Annotated in this window: 14 protein-coding genes, 2 tRNA genes and 1 pseudogene; 4 read left to right on the top strand and 13 right to left on the bottom strand. The window is 58.4% G+C overall.

Going from position 1 to position 18,145, the window contains the following annotated elements:
- Window positions 1-16 precede the first annotated feature (16 nt).
- The 3 genes from QP802_RS06855 to gltX all read right to left on the bottom strand — a co-directional run bounded on the left by QP802_RS06855 (window position 17) and on the right by gltX (window position 1,878).
- Window positions 17-89: transfer RNA gene (locus tag QP802_RS06855), tRNA-Glu, on the bottom strand.
- Between the two features lie 28 nt (window positions 90-117).
- Window positions 118-189 (bottom strand) — tRNA-Gln (locus QP802_RS06850).
- A 189-nt stretch (window positions 190-378) separates the two neighbouring features.
- Window positions 379-1,878, bottom strand: coding sequence for a glutamate--tRNA ligase (gltX, locus tag QP802_RS06845; RefSeq protein ID WP_070976385.1), 1,500 nt, complete (start codon window positions 1,876-1,878; stop codon window positions 379-381).
- A gap of 91 nt (window positions 1,879-1,969) precedes the next feature.
- On the opposite strand from gltX, the gene QP802_RS06840 reads away from it, so the two are divergent.
- Window positions 1,970-3,085 carry an isochorismate synthase gene (locus tag QP802_RS06840; protein ID WP_284817991.1) on the top strand — a complete coding sequence of 372 codons (1,116 nt, stop codon included), beginning with the start codon at window positions 1,970-1,972 and terminating at the stop codon, window positions 3,083-3,085.
- Window positions 3,086-3,091: 6 nt separating this feature from the next.
- Here QP802_RS06840 and QP802_RS06835 read toward each other — a convergent pair whose 3' ends face one another.
- The 7 genes and pseudogenes from QP802_RS06835 to QP802_RS06805 form a co-directional block, all read right to left on the bottom strand.
- Complete coding sequence (locus tag QP802_RS06835; protein WP_083329507.1) at window positions 3,092-3,883, bottom strand: fumarylacetoacetate hydrolase family protein; 792 nt, start codon at window positions 3,881-3,883, stop codon at window positions 3,092-3,094.
- A gap of 36 nt (window positions 3,884-3,919) precedes the next feature.
- Window positions 3,920-5,383 carry a cell wall-binding repeat-containing protein gene (locus tag QP802_RS06830; protein WP_284817989.1) on the bottom strand — a complete coding sequence of 488 codons (1,464 nt, stop codon included), beginning with the start codon at window positions 5,381-5,383 and terminating at the stop codon, window positions 3,920-3,922.
- A 64-nt stretch (window positions 5,384-5,447) separates the two neighbouring features.
- Entirely contained in the window at window positions 5,448-6,464 is a 1,017-nt protein-coding gene (locus QP802_RS06825; RefSeq protein WP_256008511.1) for a 3-isopropylmalate dehydrogenase, read from the bottom strand.
- A 72-nt stretch (window positions 6,465-6,536) separates the two neighbouring features.
- Window positions 6,537-8,123, bottom strand: coding sequence for a phosphoglycerate dehydrogenase (serA, locus tag QP802_RS06820; protein WP_070362573.1), 1,587 nt, complete (start codon window positions 8,121-8,123; stop codon window positions 6,537-6,539).
- Window positions 8,124-8,179: 56 nt separating this feature from the next.
- Window positions 8,180-9,019, bottom strand: a complete 840-nt coding sequence (locus tag QP802_RS06815) for a hypothetical protein (protein WP_240492716.1) — start codon at window positions 9,017-9,019, stop codon at window positions 8,180-8,182.
- Window positions 9,020-9,059: 40 nt separating this feature from the next.
- Window positions 9,060-10,943: pseudogene (locus tag QP802_RS11190) on the bottom strand (GmrSD restriction endonuclease domain-containing protein).
- 21 nt (window positions 10,944-10,964) lie between these two features.
- On the bottom strand, window positions 10,965-11,873 hold the full coding sequence (locus tag QP802_RS06805; RefSeq protein WP_070362575.1) for a cation diffusion facilitator family transporter: 909 nt from the start codon (window positions 11,871-11,873) through the stop codon (window positions 10,965-10,967).
- 99 nt (window positions 11,874-11,972) lie between these two features.
- Here QP802_RS06805 and QP802_RS06800 point away from each other — a divergent pair, with 99 nt between their 5' ends.
- Window positions 11,973-12,377 carry a hypothetical protein gene (locus tag QP802_RS06800; RefSeq protein ID WP_070362576.1) on the top strand — a complete coding sequence of 135 codons (405 nt, stop codon included), beginning with the start codon at window positions 11,973-11,975 and terminating at the stop codon, window positions 12,375-12,377.
- A gap of 71 nt (window positions 12,378-12,448) precedes the next feature.
- Here QP802_RS06800 and ilvC read toward each other — a convergent pair whose 3' ends face one another.
- The 3 genes from ilvC to QP802_RS06785 are packed head-to-tail and all read right to left on the bottom strand — an operon-like array spanning window position 12,449 to window position 15,917.
- The gene (gene ilvC, locus QP802_RS06795; protein WP_070362577.1) at window positions 12,449-13,462 is read right to left on the bottom strand and encodes a ketol-acid reductoisomerase; all 1,014 of its coding nucleotides are present in this window, start codon (window positions 13,460-13,462) and stop codon (window positions 12,449-12,451) included.
- A 60-nt stretch (window positions 13,463-13,522) separates the two neighbouring features.
- The gene (gene ilvN, locus QP802_RS06790; protein WP_070362578.1) at window positions 13,523-14,041 is read right to left on the bottom strand and encodes an acetolactate synthase small subunit; all 519 of its coding nucleotides are present in this window, start codon (window positions 14,039-14,041) and stop codon (window positions 13,523-13,525) included.
- A 1-nt stretch (window position 14,042) separates the two neighbouring features.
- Window positions 14,043-15,917 (bottom strand): acetolactate synthase large subunit, encoded by a 1,875-nt coding sequence (locus QP802_RS06785; protein ID WP_256001102.1) that lies wholly within the window; start codon window positions 15,915-15,917, stop codon window positions 14,043-14,045.
- Window positions 15,918-16,158: 241 nt separating this feature from the next.
- On the opposite strand from QP802_RS06785, the gene QP802_RS06780 reads away from it, so the two are divergent.
- Window positions 16,159-17,592 (top strand): mechanosensitive ion channel family protein, encoded by a 1,434-nt coding sequence (locus QP802_RS06780; RefSeq protein WP_284817986.1) that lies wholly within the window; start codon window positions 16,159-16,161, stop codon window positions 17,590-17,592.
- Between the two features lie 23 nt (window positions 17,593-17,615).
- Window positions 17,616-18,143, top strand: coding sequence for a PH domain-containing protein (locus QP802_RS06775; protein ID WP_284817985.1), 528 nt, complete (start codon window positions 17,616-17,618; stop codon window positions 18,141-18,143).
- Window positions 18,144-18,145 lie beyond the last annotated feature (2 nt).

Genomic DNA, 18,145 nt, shown 5'->3' with positions numbered 1-18,145 from the left:
CACTGGCTGTTACTTGTACCCCGTACGGGATTTGAACCCGTGTTACCGCCGTGAGAGGGCGACGTCCTAGGCCGCTAGACGAACGGGGCATTAGGACACAGAACCAAAGTTCTGTAGCTGGCCTACCTGGACTCGAACCAAGAATGACGGTACCAGAAACCGTTGTGTTGCCAATTACACCATAGGCCATTGTTTTTCTTCACTCACAAGACTAAACTGTTTCTTTCGTTTTGCCTTGCTCGCTCTGAACAACGATGACTACTATAACCATAAAGCCCAATACGACACAAATCGCCTGGTCATAATAGAAAAAGAGGTATCGCAAACCATGCGATACCTCTTCAACTTCGCCAATGCTCGTTAGTCCCGTTAGGCCCGTTAAGCCTCCGGCGCAGTGTACGGAGTAACCTCACGCGCAGCGCGCAAGCGCGCCATCGTGGACTGCTTACCCAGCAGCTCCATCGACTCGAAGAGTGGTGGAGAAACCTGCTCCCCGGAGATTCCAACACGGAGCGCACCGAACGCAACGCGTGGCTTCAACTCCAGTTCTTCGATCAGCGCGGTGTGCAGAGCCTTCTCAATGGACTCAGTAGTCCAGTCATCTTCAGCAATGGCGTCGAGTGCCGCAATGCCGGCGTCGAGAGGCTGAACAGCAGTGTCCTTGAGGTTCTTCTTCGCCGCTTTCTCGTTGAGGACAAGATCTGCATCCGGAGTAACAAGGAACTTCAGCAGTCCATACGCATCTGACAGGACCTTGATACGGGTCTGAACCAACTCGGCGGCGAGTGCGAACTTGTCAGCCGGGTAGTCGGCTGGGAAGTCGGTGAACTCGGTCAGGTAATCACGCAGGCGCTGTTCGAAGTCCTTTGGCTCAAGCAAGCGGATGTGGTCAGCGTTGATCGCCTCCAGCTTCTTCTGGTCGAAGCGCGCAGGGTTACCAAGCACATCAGAAACATCGAACGCCTCGACAAGCTGATCAACGCTGAAGATGTCTTCATCAGAAGACAGCGACCAGCCCAGCAGCGCGAGGTAATTGATCATGCCCTCCGGGATGATGCCGTTGTCGCGGTGATTAAACAGGTTCGATTCCGGATCGCGCTTGGAAAGCTTCTTATTGCCCTGCCCCATCACGAACGGCAGATGCGCAAACTCAGGAGTGAACTCAGCGACGCCGATACGCTGGAGCGCCTCATACAGAGCAAGCTGGCGCGGAGTCGAGGAAAGCAAGTCTTCACCACGCAAGACGTGCGTGACCTGCATCAGCGCGTCATCAACTGGGTTGACCAGCGTGTACAGCGGCGCACCGTTCGAACGTGCAACAACGTAGTCTGGCTGCGTCTGCGACTTGAACGTCACTTCGCCACGCACCAAGTCGTTCCAGGTCCAGTCCTTGTCCGGCATGCGCAGACGCCAAACTGGCTTGCGGCCTTCAGCCTCGTATGCAGCGATCTGTTCTTCGGTCAGGTCGCGGTCGAAGTTGTCGTAGCCAAGCTGGGGGTCCCGCCCTGCCGCCTTGTGCCGCGCCTGAACCTCCTCGTTCGTGGAGTACGCCGGGTAGACCTCCCCGGCTTCGATCAGCTTGTCCAGGACTTCCTTGTAGATATCCATTCGCTGCGACTGGCGGTAAGGCTCGTGTGGGCCGCCTACCAAAACGCCTTCATCCCAATCCAGGCCCAGCCACTTCAAGGAGTCGATGATTGCCTGGTAGGACTCTTCCGAGTCACGTGCGGCGTCGGTATCTTCAATGCGGAAAATCAGCGTGCCGCCACTGTGTCGTGCCTGTGCCCAGTTGAACAAGGCCGTACGTACCATACCGACATGGGGCGTACCTGTTGGAGACGGACAAAATCGGACACGCATCTTTGCTGGTTTATTCATGTGCTTTATCGTAGCGCCCCTGCCCCATCAAGGCGCATATGGCAGGCCCTTAGTACGGGCTACGGGACTGCGCCTAGTAAAATATGACCACATGTGTTCAGCCCGCCCCACCACTGCGCCCGACTTCCTGCTTTCCCGAAGCACCGGTTCAGTGCGCACGCAAGGTACCAATCAAACGTTCTCAGACGCATGGAAAGCTATCGACGCCCTCGAGTCCGGCGACGTCGAGATGGTGGTAGGCGCTCTCCCATTCGATAAAGACACGCCCGCGGCGCTGACAGTGCCCGAATCCATAGTCCAGGAATCTGGCACGCTCGAGCCTCATCTTTACTATCGAGTCGGCCCAGGCTCAAAGCTGCACGCGTCGCTTATCGACGTCGATCCCACCCCGGAAGAACACCTGCGCCGGGTTGAAGCAGCGGTCTCCACGATCCAGGGGTCCATGTTGGACAAGGTGGTCCTTGCTCGTGCAGTGGACATCGCATTCGATCCACCCGTCGATCCTCGCCTGGTCGCCGCGCGCCTGATTGACCTTTCTTATACCCGCGACGGGTTCATCGCGGACCTCACACCGAGCGGGCGTGTCGGCCACTTCTTCGTGGGCTCATCACCTGAGGTTTTGGTGCGCCGCAAAGGCAATATCGTGAGTTCGTATCCGCTAGCAGGATCAGCTGCCCGTGTCCCACACGACCCTGCGGCTGATGAGGCGAATGGTCAGGCACTCTTTGCTTCCGCCAAGGATCGCGACGAGCACGCGTACGTGGTCGAGCACATCCGCGAGATTCTGGCGCCACTGTGTTCCCAACTCGACATTCCAGACGGACCACAACTGGATAAGACTTCAGAAATGTGGCATCTTGCCACCCCAATCCGCGGCGTTCTGAAAGACCCTGCGCCAACAGCGCTCGACCTTGCGCTTCGCCTCTACCCCACCCCAGCTGTTTGCGGTACCCCGCAAGCCGCGGCGGAGGCGCTCATCACCACCGCAGAGACCGACCGAGGGTTCTATGCTGGCACCGTCGGCTATACCGACAAGAACGGCGATGGCGAATACATGGTTGCGATCCGCTGCGCGGAGGTCAACGCCGCGGGCACTCAGGCTCGCGCCTGGGCTGGCGGCGGGCTCGTCGCAGATTCCGTCCCGCAAGATGAGCTCGACGAGACCACAGCCAAACTGCGCACCATCATGCGTGCGCTCGGCCTTTAGCCCCAACTAGGCGCGCGCCACCGGGTTAGTCAGCGAGCCGATACCTGGGATCTCAATCTCAATCACGTCGCCCGGGACCATTTCCGCGGTCCCCGCAGGTGAGCCAGTTGCGATGACATCGCCCGGAAGCAACGTGAATGACTCGCTGACCCACTCGACGATTTCGCCGATCGACTTAATCATCTGGTCCGAGTTGGAATCCTGCTTTGTCGCAGTCTCCCCCTCATGTGTGAGGTGCGCCTTGATCGGCAGCGAATCAAAATTGAAGCGCTCAAGATCTGTCTCAATCCATGGCCCTAGCGGAGCGAAGGTATCCATGCCCTTCGCGCGTGCCCACTGCCCATCGGAGAACTGGAGATCACGCGAGCTGACGTCGTTAATAATGGTGACACCACGCACTACCGACTTCCACTGGTCCGCTTTCACGTTCTTACACGGCACGCCGATGACGAGTGCAAGCTCTCCCTCGAACTCAACGCGGGTAGCGAACTTGGGGATGCGAATTGGCGCGCCGGGACCGACAACTGCTGTCGGCGGTTTGATGAAAATCGTCGGCGGTAAATCATCCGCGGTCTGTTGAAAGACTTCCTTGACGTGGTCCGCGTAGTTGCGGCCGACTGCCACAATTTTCGACGGCAACGTCGGTGCAAGCAGCCTCACCTCTTCAAGCTTCCACTCTTTGCCGGTGAACTCAGGGTCGGTGAATGGCGTACCAGCAATAGCACGCGCGGTCGTCGCCGCTTCATCAATGACAGCGAAGGTCATGCCTTCGGGTGTAGCAATTCGTCCAAAACGCATAGGGACGAGCATACAACCCCGAAGGCTGCTCGCACTTTATTGGTAGCTCACGAACCACGGCCGAGGTTGGACGTCGTTGTATGTCTGCTCCGGGCTAAAGGTTGGGGTGTCCTCGTCGATAAAGTTCTTCCACGCCATGAAGTAATCAGGACTCAAACCTTGACGCAGGACGTTCCAGGTATCAAACTTCTGCTCCGGCACGCCGTGGCCGTCCGCATGGAGCACCCACGCCAATTCTGGCTGGTCAGTGCGGATATTTTCACGATCCGGGTACATGTCCAGCCTGAACTGGTGCAGGATGAGCATCTTTTGTGGCAGTTTGTGCTCTCGAACGAGGGCCGCAAGCCAATCAGCAACAGCATTAATCTCGCCCGAAGTTGCCGACCCGATACGGGACAATGGCTGCTCGCCGGGATTCAGCTTCCACTCGGCATCGAGTGCCAACCCCACGTTCGGCCGAAGCAGGAGCTCTTCGTAGAGTCGGGCCTGGTGAAGGAAATCACCCTGACCGGGTTGGAGGTCGAGCACTGCGTAGCCACCAGCCTCAGTGATCGCATCGATGTACGGTACGAGGTCCTCGATCGCTGTCTCGTTGGAGTAGTCGCCGTCAGGGCCGGGAGATTGCGAAGCCACCGTGACAATAATCTCGAACGCAGGGATCACCGGCTGCCCGTCCAACGGTTGGTACTGTTGCGCATACGATGTTGCTAGCTGCGCCGCTTCAGCCGGAGGCTGCTCCCCCATAACGCCGAGTGCTGGGCCCGACGGGTGCCCGTACAGCGCAATCATGCGCCGTCCGGGAAAGACAAGACCGCCACCTCCAGGTAATTCACCGTGGGTCGCGAGCGTGATCTTGTCCCGGTACATTTCGGTGTTGCCCCATTGCAGTCCAAGGGCGAGCGTGTCTTGCTCCAACACTGTGCGCATAGCGTCTGAGGTGACACGTGGATCCGGGAACTGCAAGACTTCGAGTTCCGCACCTGCTGCACGCGCGGACACGGCGGCTCCAAGCGACGTCTCCTCCGTCACCAGGACCGGTGGCAGTGTGAGTGCCCCAGGTTGCTGTGGCTGCGTAGCCGCAACTGTGGCGATATCACGCTCAGGGTTGTCGCTTTGCAGCGGCTCCACGCCCGCTTCCTCTGATGGCGTGATGACTTCGGTGGCGCCTAGTCGTTGAATCTCTGCATCAACGGCCTCGTCTGTACCTGGCCAACGCACTAACAAAGGGATGCCACGTTCCAGGGCGATTGCCGCACCAAGCAGTTGCGACTCCCGCTCCTTACCCGCGACAACCACAGCGTCCGACGCTGGATACAACCGCTTCGAAACTTCCGCGCCGGTCCCGTCTGGGTCTTGAATAACCTCGGCACCGGACATCTCCAAGGCTTGCGCGCCCTGCGCTCCTTTTTCGGCGTCGCCAGTTGCGCACGCACTCAAGCTTGCCGTTGCGACACCGAGCGCAACGATGACGCTGCCAACACGATGCCGGGTCGAAGCCATCTTCAATGTCTCCCGCCTTTCCTACACGGAGGTCCTGTTTGAATCTGGCCTCAACCCTACGTGGTTACCTCAGCGCGGCAGCAATCCGGTCGCCAACCTCAGTCGTCACAATGTCAGCCCCTTCGCGGCCCGTCACTTCCTTTTCCACGGCCGCTTCAATTTTCTGGGCATTGTCTTCATCGCCGAGGAAGCGCAGCATCATCGCGACGGAGAGAATCATCGCGCACGGGTCGGCGATCCCCTGACCTGCAATATCCGGTGCAGAACCGTGGACTGGCTCAAACATCGAAGGCGTGACCTTTGCCGCGTTGATATTGCCCGAGCACGCAAGGCCCACACCACCTGCAACTGCGCCGGCCAAGTCAGTCAAAATATCGCCGAACAGGTTATCCGTCACAATGACGTCGTACTGCGAAGGGTCGCTGACCATGTAAATAGTCGCCGCGTCGATGTGGTGGTAGTTCGTGGTCACCTCTGGGAACTCCTGCGCGACCTCGTCGAAGACTCGCTGCCACAAACCACCAGCGTTGACCAGGACGTTCGTTTTGTGCACAAGAGTCAACTTCTTGCGGCGCTGCTGAGCAAGTTCAAAGGCGTAGCGCACGACGCGCTCAACACCGTAATAGGTGTTTTGAGAAACTTCGGAGGCAACCTCATGCTCGGTACCTTCGCGCAGCGTGCCACCATTGCCGGCATAGAGCCCCTCGGTTCCCTCGCGGACAACTACAAAGTCAATGTCACCCGGCCGTGCCAGCGGCGAGGTCACACTCTTGTACAAGCGCGACGGGCGCAGGTTGACATAGTGATCCAGCTTGAAGCGCAGTGGCAACAGGAGTCCGCGCTCAAGCACACCAGCGGGAACCTTTCGCGGGTCCCCGACTGCGCCGAGCAGGATTGCGTCATGTTCACACAGCGCCTCGAGGTCACCGTCGGTGAGTAGCTCGCCGTTACGCAGGTATCGACGCGCGCCAAGGTCAAAATCCGTGGTCTCTACGTCCGAGCGAACAGCATTCAGAACTTTGAGCCCCTCTGCCATCACTTCAGGGCCGATGCCGTCCCCACCAATAACAGCAACCTTCATTTTTGGGATTCCTTTCTCACCAGACGGACAGTGCGTTTAGTGTAACACTGTCCGCCCGTGAGGGAACCGCCTTTAGGAATCCAAATCGAGCTGGATCGAAGTGGCGTCGATAGACTGCGCGATCTGCTCCTCGAGCTGCTCTGGAACTTCCTTATCCACGCGCAGGATAAGCACCGCACCGTCGCCCTTCGTGGTGCGAGTCAGCGCGGCAGCATCGATATTGATATCGTGCGCACCAAGCTGCGAACCCACCTTTCCGAGCGCTCCAGGGACATCGGTGTAGCGGAAGAACAAGTTGCGGCCTTCCGCACGCATGTCTACACCGCGACCATTGATGCGAACGATCTTCTCGACGCCCTCCAGGCTCGTCAGCGCGCCAGTCACCGTAGCGGTCTGCCCTTCTGCCCCAACGGCCTGGACCTCGAGCGCGCTGCGGTGCGTCAGTGCTTCAGTCTCTGTCTCGACCGTATAGCTCAATCCGCGGGCCTCAGCGATAGCAGGTGCGTTCACAAACGTCACAGGCTCATCGACGATGCCCGAGAACAGACCGCGCACAGCAGACAGGCCCAACAGGTTGACTTCCTCCGTGGACAGCTCACCGCGAGCCGTCACCTTCAGCGATACCGGAGCCTCTTCCAGTAGCTTGCCTGCAAGCAGCCCAAGCTTGCGCGACAAGTCGAGCCAACGAGCTACCTCCTCGCCCGCGTTGCCACCAGCAACGTTGACAGCATCAGCGACGAACTCGCCGGCCAGTGCCTTCAACACAGAATCCGCAACGTCAGTACCCGCGCGGTCCTGCGCCTCAGCCGTAGATGCGCCAAGGTGCGGCGTTACGACGACCTCTTCGAGTTCAAACAGCGGCGAATCCGTGCACGGCTCGGTTGCATACACGTCGAAACCTGCACCACGAATGTGGCCAGACTTGATGGCGTCGGCAAGCGCCTGCTCATCAACGAGGCCACCGCGGGCCGCATTGATAATGATCTGTCCCGGCTTGGCCTTCGAAAGCAGCTCCGCATTGAACATGCCTGCAGTTTCTTTCGTCTTCGGCAAGTGGATCGTCACAAAATCTGCACGAGCCATCAGCTCCTCGAGCTCGACGAGCTCGACACCCATCTGCGCTGCACGCGCAGGGTTCGCGTAAGGGTCGTATGCGACGATCGTGGTTTCGAACGCAGACAGACGGTGCGCGAACAGCTGGCCAATGTGCCCGAAGCCGACAATGCCTACGGTCTTGCCGAAGATCTCGGTGCCTTTAAACGCCGAGCGCTTCCACTCACCATTACGCAGCGTGGAATCAGCTGCCGGAATCTGGCGAGCGGTAGAAAGCAGCAATGCGATTGCGTGCTCACAGGCTGAGTGAATATTCGAGGTCGGGGCGTTAGCAACCATCACACCGTGCTCGGTTGCCGCCGGAATATCAACGTTGTCAAGACCGACACCAGCACGGCCGATAATCTTAAGGTTTGCACCTGCTTCGATCACCTCACGATCGACCGTCGTTGCTGAGCGAACAAGCAGCGCGTCCGCGGCGGGGACTGCCGCGAGCAGCGCCTCACGGTTTGGGCCATCTACCCACTGGACTTCCACCGCGTCGCCAAGTGCGTCAACGGTTGACTGGGAAAGTTTATCGGCGATGAGGACAACAGGTTTCGACATAAGAATGGGGTCTCCTGAGAATCAAACAGAGTGGATACCCCGAACACCTTAATAGGTCAGTTACCGGTTGTCCTGCGGTTAGCCTGATACTTTTCTTCCGCTTGCGAAATCCTGCGCGATAGCTCGTCGCTGGTCCCGAAATCGGTTCCAAGTGCAACGAGCGGGCCGTCCGCTAACCCTGCAAGAGCAAATAGTGTTTCAAAGGATGCTCTCGGGTCCGGCTCGTCCACGAAGACAACCTTCGCCCCAAAGCTGCGCGCATTCGCGATCGCGGCAATCGAAGTATTCGCCGTCGCCACAACCAACGGAGCCATATCGGCATCCCTGCGGGAGAGAATCGGGAATGGTCTTGCCTGCGCCCCCTTCATCACGGCAGGGTCCGCCCACGCGGCTCTCAGCCAGGTCGGCTCACGCGAGCGCAACTTCGCCACTTCCTGCGCAGCAGACTCGGGTGAGGATATCAATCGTTCCTCAAACATCAGCGACGTCATCGGGCCTAAAGCTCCCCGCCCACCCGGGTCGCGGTACACACGCATCCGTCCAGTGGTTTGCGCCAGTGGCACATCACCAACCGTAAGCACCGTATAGGTATGTAAACGCTCGGTTTCTTGCAGAATCTCGTTGTGTCGGTTCGGGTCGTAGACCAACATCGGGGCGTGGGCAACAACGGCGATTGAGGCAGCTCGCAGCTGTGCTTCTACTGAAGGATCCGACACCACTAGCGTCTCGGAAGCACGGAAGAAATACTGCAACGATGCAAGCCCCGTCCGGTCTGCTAACACGACAGGATGCTGCTCAAACATCGCTGATACATGGCGCGACTGGTTGACTTTCCTCGCCTCTCCCAGCGGGCCTAATTGTTGCTCTGGCGAGCAAGCAACAAGCAGCGTTGCCACGCACAACAATGCGAGGCAACGCTGCCGTATCCCAACCTGCTTAATCCTCTTCGCCTTCCGGCTCTTCCTGCTCAACTTCTGGCGCCTCAAACTCAGGCTCTTCAGCAGCTGGTGCAGGTTCTACTTCTGGCTCGGGCTCTTCGGAGAAATCAACCTCTGACTCAAGTGGGCCATCAATATCGCGGATCACGGCCTTATCAAGCGCATACTCGACAATCCCGACGAAACGTTCGCGACGATCCGCCAAGAACTCCGTCCACTGAGAGTTCAGCAAGAAAATTGGCGTCATCTCATGGCCTTCGAGGACTTCATCAAACTCGTCGTCGTCCATGAGCGACTTCGACTGCAGGCGCGGAATGTAGCGCTTCGGCTGATTGTCCTCAATCAGCACATCCGTGCGCTTGCCCATCGGGGTGCGGTTGAGCACCGACTGCGCAACGACTGGGTCAGCGCCAATGTCGTCACAAAACGCAGGAGGGAACACAGTGTTGAAGTACGGCTGCAGCTCCGCAAACGTCTCCCGGTTGAACGGCTTTCCTGTCCTCCAGTCGAGCGCGCCGCGTGCCATCAGCAGTGCGTACAGTCCGCGGTAGACACCGCTTTCCTCCGTCGCCGTAAGCAAACGAGACTCCGAGAACGTGGCGTCGGACACTGTACGTGGCGTCGCGTCAGTCTCTTGCAGCACCCACGGGGTGACCTCGGTAACGTCGAGGCCCGCACGGATCGTCGGTGCGTGCGCACCGTAGAGCTCTCCAAACACCCCCGACCAGTACCAGCGGTTGAGACGGTCCTTCGACTCCTGGCTACGGTCCCACTGCGGATGCTCTGCCAAACGCGCCAAAATCGTAGCCAGTGGCACAATCTGCGAGGTGTACGGGACCTGATCCACGCTGAGAATACAACGCTCAGCCATAAACTCAGCCGCCGCCTTAAACGCATCCGCCATTTCTTGCGCATGCTGGCGGTAGTCATCGAGGGAAAGGTTCAAGATGTCGCCGCGGTGTCCAACAGCGTGTCCATGCCGACTCGTCAGCAAAAGTGACATCGCGCGGAGGAATTCAATGCGCCCAATGTCATCCAAAGCTGGGTACTCGCGCAACTGCTTTTCGACGCCCCGCCAATGCTCAGCAAGCAAAAAGTCAGGATCTTGCGTAGCAAACATGGCCGTCAGCAACTCGAAAACATCCATCTGGACACCCGCCGAGTTTGCGTGGGCGAAGATTTGGCCAACGCCAATCTGCGAGGTCTACCGGTCAATGCGGATCACTGGAACATCGTAGGCCGGCATCCAGCGCATGACTTCGTTCAGGAAGAGCTTGACCGCGTCGCGCATTTCATGATCCTCGGCATCCGCCGCCATGTCTAAAAGCAGGTCATTGCCCTCTTTCCAGAGCAACAGCGACACCGGCACGACACCGTGCTTCAGCATGTCCTCCCGGTTCCGGATGCCCTCCGGAATATCCGGTCCAAAGTGCGAACGGATCTGGCCTTCTTCGTCAACAGCGAAGACTGCTTCAACCGGCATTGGATCGGCAGAGACGGCCGTCCGCACATCCACAAAGAACTGGCGGTGAATGCGTCGACCAAGGAAGTCTACGGTCGGGACGATGCCGTCGCCCTTAAATGCGTGGTACAGCGAAGTGAGGCGCTGCTGGCCGTCGAGAAGCAACAGCCCCGGTTGCGGTTCCTTGACGCTCGGCTCGAGCCCTTCGAGCGGGCGCGGGCGAAATCGCATCGGTGTCCCGCGTGTATCCAACGCGAGGAACGAGCCGATTGGATAGCCGCGCAAGACTGAGGTAACCAGGGTGCGAATGCGGTCAACATCCCAGATATACTCGCGCTGAAAATCGGGTAGCTGCAGCTCTCCGCGCTCAGCCCGCGCGAAGAGATCCTTGAGTGAATAGCTTGGCGTAGTAAAACCCATAAGTCATACTTTAGAACAGAATCAACAAACATTCTCGTGGCCGCGGTGTTCGGGCAGCTCCACCTGGATCGTGGAATGCTCAATCCCCAGCTCACGCAATACTTCTTGGGCGTCGTCGAGAACACGGGCTCCTTGCTCACCAGGGTGCTTAACCACGTGAACCGTCGCCAATACGGACACCCCATCGAGCGACCACAGGTGCAAGTCATGGATATCCACCACACCGGCAATTGCTCGCAGGGCCGGTTCGACGCTCTCAACATCGAATCCCGGAGGGACCTGCTCCAGTAGCACCTGGAGGGAGTGACGGAGCAGCGACCACGCCCGTGGCAACACCAACGCCGCGATCAAGAAGGAAGCGATAACGTCCGGCAGCTGGCTGCCAGTAAAAGCAATCACCGCACCGGCGACGAGCACCGCAACCGAACCGAGCATGTCCACAAGTACGTGCAAAAACGCGCCCTCAACGTTGACGGAGTTTTCCCTTTGGCTATGCAGCACCCACGCAGATACCGCGTTTGCGACCAAGCCAATGAGGGCGATCACCATCATCGGTGCCGTGTCAATCTCAGTAGGTGCAGAGATTCGACGAATGGCCTGCACCACGATCCAGACAGAAATCACAAGCACCGTCAGCGCGTTGGTCGCCGCGGCCAGTACTTCAACGCGCCGATATCCATACGTGGCCTTCATCGAGGCTGCCCGCTTCCCTATCACCACGGCGATCACCGCAATGATCAGTCCAGCAGCGTCCGACAGCATGTGCATGGCATCGGCCATCAGCGCCATCGAACCGGTGAGCCAGCCACCGATCAATTCTGCGAAAAAGACCACGCTGGTGACTCCCAGCGCGATCAGCAGGGCACGCAGTGGCGCGTCGCCGACGTGATCGTGGTCGTGAGTGTGAGCGTGGTCCTGGCTATGCGACATGCCGTGATTCTAATCCACCTTTGAATATCAGTAAAGCGGGCAACTTCGGAAGCAATCAGAACGATTTTTGCTAGCCTGGACCAAAAAGAAAGGAAACACGTGACTCAGCAACCACACGAAACCCCAAACAACCCCCCACTCGAGATACCAGAGGAGCGACGCCACCTTCCCGCTCCATCCGAGCCAACTCCGCAGAACGGCGGTTGGTGGAAGTGGCTCCTTGGCATCCTCGTCTTCCTCCTTCTCGCATGGCTACTGTGGTCCCTGTTCGCCGGCGGCCAAAGTGAAGAAGAATTCAACAACAACCAGCCCAGCGTGACGGCAACTGAAACCGTCGATATCACCACCACGATGACAGAAGACACCACGGAAACGGTTGAGCCTGCTACCGAGACGAACACTGACGCTTCCGAACCGACAGTGCCGGAAGAGGTCACTACCACAGTGAATCTCGACGAAGTCCTTAGCGACGCACCCGAATCCGAGACGGCACCAGCGCAATAGCGCAAAGCACAAACAAAACTGGGAGCGGCCCTTCTGTTGGGTCGCTCCCAGTTTTTACGTTATGAGAAAGCCTAGGCGGTCTCATTCAGCGGGTTCTGCACCCAGCTCATCATCGAGCGCAGTTCCTTGCCGGTCTTCTCAATCGGGTGCGAGGAGACCTTGGCGCGCAGGTCCTCCAGCTCCTTGTTACCGTTCTTCACGTTCTCAACGAGGCGCTTGGTAAAGGTGCCATCCTGGATATCACGCAGCACGTCACGCATGCGGTCCTTAACGCCCTCGTCGATGAGGCGCGGACCAGACAGGTAGCCACCGAACTCTGCGGTATCGGAGATGGAGTAGTTCATGTTCGCCATGCCGCCTTCGTAGATCAGATCTACGATCAGCTTCATCTCGTGCAGGCACTCGAAGTACGCCATTTCTGGCTCGTAACCAGCCTCGACGAGGACATCGAAGCCCGTCATGATGAGATCCTCCAGGCCACCGCACAGAACGGCCTGCTCTCCGAACAGGTCGGTGACGGTTTCAGCTTCGAAGGTCGTCGGGATGACACCGGCACGAGCACCACCGATTGCTGCAGCGTACGAGAGTGCCAGGTCGCGGCCATTGCCCTCTGGGTCCTGCTCGACAGCAATCAGGCACGGCACGCCCTTGCCCTCAGTAAACGTACGACGCACCAAGTGGCCCGGGCCCTTCGGCGCAACCATGCCCACGATGATGTCGTCCGCTGGTTCAATCAGGTTGAAGTGGATGTTCAGGCCGTGACCGAAGAACAGGGCGTCGCCAGCCTTCAGGTTTGGCTCAATATCGTTGCGGAAGATTTCTGCCTGGGAAGTATCCGGTGCCAGCAACATGATGACGTCCGCCCATGCGGAAGCATCAGCGTTGCTCTTGACTTCGAAGCCAGCCTCCTTGGCCTTTTCCGCGCTCTTCGAGCCCTCACGCAGGCCGATCACAACATCGACGCCGGATTCACGCAAGTTCTGCGCGTGCGCGTGGCCCTGCGATCCATAGCCGATTACTGCAACTTTCTTTCCCTGGATGATGGACAGGTCTGCATCCTGGTCATAAAAAACTTCAATAGCCATGAGTCGGCTCACCTTTCTGTATGCGTATGGAGAAATATATCGGAGTTAATAGCGTCGCGCTTAGGATTGCGATGCCATTGTTTCGGCGCCGCGCGAAAGCGCGACATCACCGGAACTCGCAAGCTCGCGAATTCCGAAGGGCTCGAGTACTTCAAGCAACGCCCGCAGCTTTGCGGGCGTGCCCGTTGCTTCAATCACGAGGGACTCGGGCGAGACGTCGACGACACGTGCGCGGAAGATGTTCGCGGCATCCACGACCTGCGGCCTGTTACTGTTGTCCGCGCTCACCTTGACCAGCATCATCGATCGGGCGACGGTGGCGTCGTCGTCAAGCCTCTGGACTTTAATAACCTGGACGAGCTTGTTGAGCTGCTTCTGGATCTGCCCAACGGAGTACTCGCTCGCATCGACCACGATGGTCAGCCGGTTGATGCCTTCGGTCTCAGTGCTTGCCGACACAAGCGAGACCATGTTGTAGCCACGGCGCGTAAACAGAGCGGATACGCGCGTAATGATGCCATCAACATCCTGCACAAGCACCGACAGCCTATGCCGAGTGATTGTTTGCACTGGTGCCATCTTATTTCGCTCCCTCTGTTTCATCTTCGAGTGTCGTCAACACTTCGTGAATTGCTTCTGGGGTTTCCGCGGCGGATTCCTCCATGTCGAAGAACGGCCGCATCCCGAGCGCGTACTGCATGTCTGAGTTCGAAGCGCCCGCAGCGACCATCGGCCAAACCTGTGCGTCCTCGCCGACGATGAACTCAACTACGACCGGCCGATCATTGATACCGCGCGCCCACTCAATCGCGGGGACGACGTCCTCTTCCTTCGTGACGCGAACAGCCTGCGCCCCGAGTGCCTCAGAGAGCTTCACAAAGTCAGGGACGTATGCCTCTTCCCCACCGAGCTTGGTGTGCGAGTAGTTGCCTTCATAGAACAACGTTTGCCACTGGCGGACCATGCCGAGGTTGCCGTTGTTAATCAGGCAGACCTTGATTGGCAAGCCCTCCATCGCCGCGGTGGTGATCTCCTGGTTCGTCATCTGGAAACAACCATCACCGTCGACGGCCCATACCTCTTTATCGGGCATCGCAGCCTTCGCACCCATAGCGGCTGGCACCGCATACCCCATGGTGCCGGCGCCGCCGGAGCTCAACCAGTGACGAGGTTTATCGAAGTCCAGGAACTGCGCTGACCACATCTGGTGCTGGCCAACGCCGGACGCGTAAATCGCATCCTTTCCGACGGTCTTCGACAGCATCTCGATCACAAACTGCGGAGAAAGCTTCCCATCGTCTTGCTTGTCGTACCCACGCGGGAACCGCTCCTGGAGATCCTGAAGCCGCTCCATCCAGGCGTCTATCTTCGGCGCCGGAGTATTCGGCGAGCCTGTAAACGCTGCAGTGAGCTGAGCAAGCACCTTCTTCGCATCACCGACGATCGGCACATCAACTGGACGAATCTTCCCGATCTCCGCCGGGTCGATGTCAGCGTGAATCGTGTCTGCGTGAGGCGCGAAGGTGTCAACGTCACCGGTCACGCGGTCATCAAACCTGGTTCCGATTGCGATCAGGAGATCCGCTTCCTGCAGGGCACCGACCGCCGGCACGGTGCCGTGCATGCCAGGCATGCCCATGTAGCACGGATGGTCCTGCGGGAATGCGCCCAACGCCATCAAGGTAGTCACCACTGGGATGCCAGTGGCCTCGACAAGCTCAAGCAGCTCCTTGTTCGCAGCAGACTTGACGACGCCACCACCGATATACAACACCGGCCGCTTCGCCTGCGAGATTCGCTCCGCAGCCTTCATTACCTGTTCGCTGAGCGGCTCGTCAGCGGGAACATACCCAGTCTCGAGCAGTTTCGGCGGCCACGAGAACTCCATGAGCTGTGCCTGAACATCCTTCGGGATGTCCACGAGCACCGGACCCGGACGGCCACTAGATGCGATGTGGAATGCAGTTGCAATCACACTCGGGATCTCGTTGACGTCCGTGACCATGATGTTGTGTTTCGTAATCGGCATAGTGATGCCACGAATGTCCGCCTCTTGGAACGCGTCGGTTCCGATCATTGACGAACCTACCTGGCCGGTGATGGCGACCATCGGCACAGAGTCCAGATAAGCGTCACCGATCGGTGTGACAAGGTTTGTGGCCCCCGGCCCGGAAGTGGCGATGCACACACCGACCTTTCCGGATGCCACCGCGTACCCTTCGGCAGCATGGCCTGCACCTTGCTCATGTCGAACCAGCACGTGCCGCAGCTTCTTCGCTGCAAACAGTGCGTCGTAGAGAGGAAGCACCGCGCCACCGGGGAGGCCAAAGACAATCTCGGTACCTAGCTCCTCAAGACTGCGAACGACAGCGTCGGCACCGGTGATCAGCGGCGCGGTGCGCTCATCACCAGGCTGCGTCGATGCATTCGTCGGGGGCTTGTGTGAAGCAACCACGATGTCGAGCTCCTTAGTGTTTCAATTAACAGCAAATATCGAATCAGATCTAAAACAAAAGCCCCCGACCAAGCCGTGTGGCTGTCGAGGGCGCTTGAGTTCGCGACTGACTAGGCAAGCAGTCCGCTACGGCAAGCGCCGGTGCGGAATAAGAATGACTAGTACACGCGAAATGATCATGCGTTGAATCATACACATTCCACAGGGAAATGTGAGGGATTCGGATTAATATTCAAAAACTATGCCGTTGTCATACATAGCCGAACAGATCTGGCGCTGGTTCGCCGAGACTGGCATCAATCTCGCGCTCCTGCTCACCCTCGCATTTTTAGTACCACGAGCAGGGCGTTTCCTGAACCGTCACGCTGAGCGGCAGGTCAAAGAGTCTGGTGAGACGGACGAATCGAAGGGCCGCCTAGCAATCGTGGGCGTCGGGGTATACATCGCCCAGATGGTTGCCTACTTCTTGATTTTCGTCTTTGCACTGCAACAACTCGGCTTTTCACTCGCCGGTGCCGCGATCCCCGCAACGGTTGTATCGGCAGCCATCGGTTTTGGCGCACAGAACATCATCGCGGATTTCCTGGCGGGTTTCTTCATCCTCAGCGAAAAGCAGTTTGGTGTGGGCGACTACGTCGCATTTCAGGGCAACGGGATTGATGTCTCCGGTGAGGTCATTCAGATTACAATGCGCGCAACTCAAATCCGCACCATCGAGCAATCGACCATCTCTATTCCGAACTCGACGGCACGCATATGCATCAACCAATCCAACTACTGGTCCAGCGCGGTCGTCGTCATTCCTGTCCCACTGCTCGGTTCAACGTCTGCGGAAGAAGCGTTGAAGAGGACCCTCGCCGCGGCGCAGCGTGCGATTGCGCAACCCGACATTGCCGACGCCACCATCGACGAGGTCGAAGTACAACCCGCAGTAGCGGTGAACGCCCCCGCAACTGTCGGAAGCTCATGGACCGTGGATATGCGCGTGATGGTTCGCACTCAACCATTGATGCAGTGGAAGGTGGAGCGCGCAATCCGCATGGCGATCCTCGACGAGTTTTGGAACGAGTACGGCGCGGCAACAACATTCGAGGGCGCACTGGTGCAAGGTTTGGAACAACCGACCAGGCACTTTGATGTCCAAACGCCCGCAGAGCGTATTTCAGAGTCCTTTCCTCAGACGCAGAAGCTGCCGGCGACAGACCCAGTGGCCCAAGATCCGGCAGCAGTTGATGACTTGACGCTTACTGATGACGACGCACCTGAACCGAAGCGCGTATTCCGCGGAATTATGCGTATGTCCACAGCGTTCCTCCTCGCGGGGTTCGCCATTTTGCTCATTGTCCGCGGCCTCATGTTGCAACCCGCGGAGGAAAGCAACGCAAATTCCGGTGTTTGGGCGCCACCTGCCCGGCCGGTTGCATCCACGAGCGCCCCCATGCCTGCCACCCAAGAAGAGATCCCCACGTCCGACGTCACCACTACTATTCCAACAGCCACGCCAACCACCGAAGCAACCACGCCTTCATCCACAACGACCGAGTCGGAATCATCTGATTGGACGTCCGAAACATCCACATACGAACGACCGGAACCGGCAGCCACGCCAGCTACTCAGGAAGAGACGGCGACGGACGAAGTGGACGTCGATAAGGAGCAACTCCCGCAGCCGTAACAAGATTGGCTAGCATAACTTGCATGACTGACTCGCCCACCACCTTTCGCCCTAGCAAACAACACGTCATTGCGGTTGTCCTCATGACAGGCATCGCGTTGATCGGAATTTCCTGGGCTCCGCTCATTCTTGGCTGGCTGCTGCTCATTCCGCTCGCGTGGTTGCTCTGGATCTTCACCGCCTCCACCACGATCAGCGAACGTGGCATTGCTCTGCGGTACATGGTGAAGCCAAACGTGACCATCGCCTGGCCTGACCTGGCGGGAATTGCATTTCAGGGTGCGAAGGCGAAGGCCACAACTCTTGACGGGGCATCGCACACCATGCCCGGCGTGACCTTTAATATGCTACCGGAACTTGCAGAAGCTTCCCGGGGCCGAATCACGGACGTCATCACGCAGGCGCAGGAAGCCGCCGACGGAAAATATGAAATCATCAACAAAGACGGCAATAAAGTATTAATGTCGCGAGAAGCCTACGACGAATACGTCAAGGCACACCCTGATCTGCCCGGGCCACGGCCCGAGCCCGCGCCACGTACAAAGGAGTAAGC

The sequence above is a fragment of the Corynebacterium sp. UMB10119B genome (assembly GCF_030228125.1).
Lineage (GTDB): Bacteria > Actinomycetota > Actinomycetes > Mycobacteriales > Mycobacteriaceae > Corynebacterium > Corynebacterium pseudogenitalium.
This window is presented reverse-complemented; position numbering and strand designations above follow the sequence as displayed.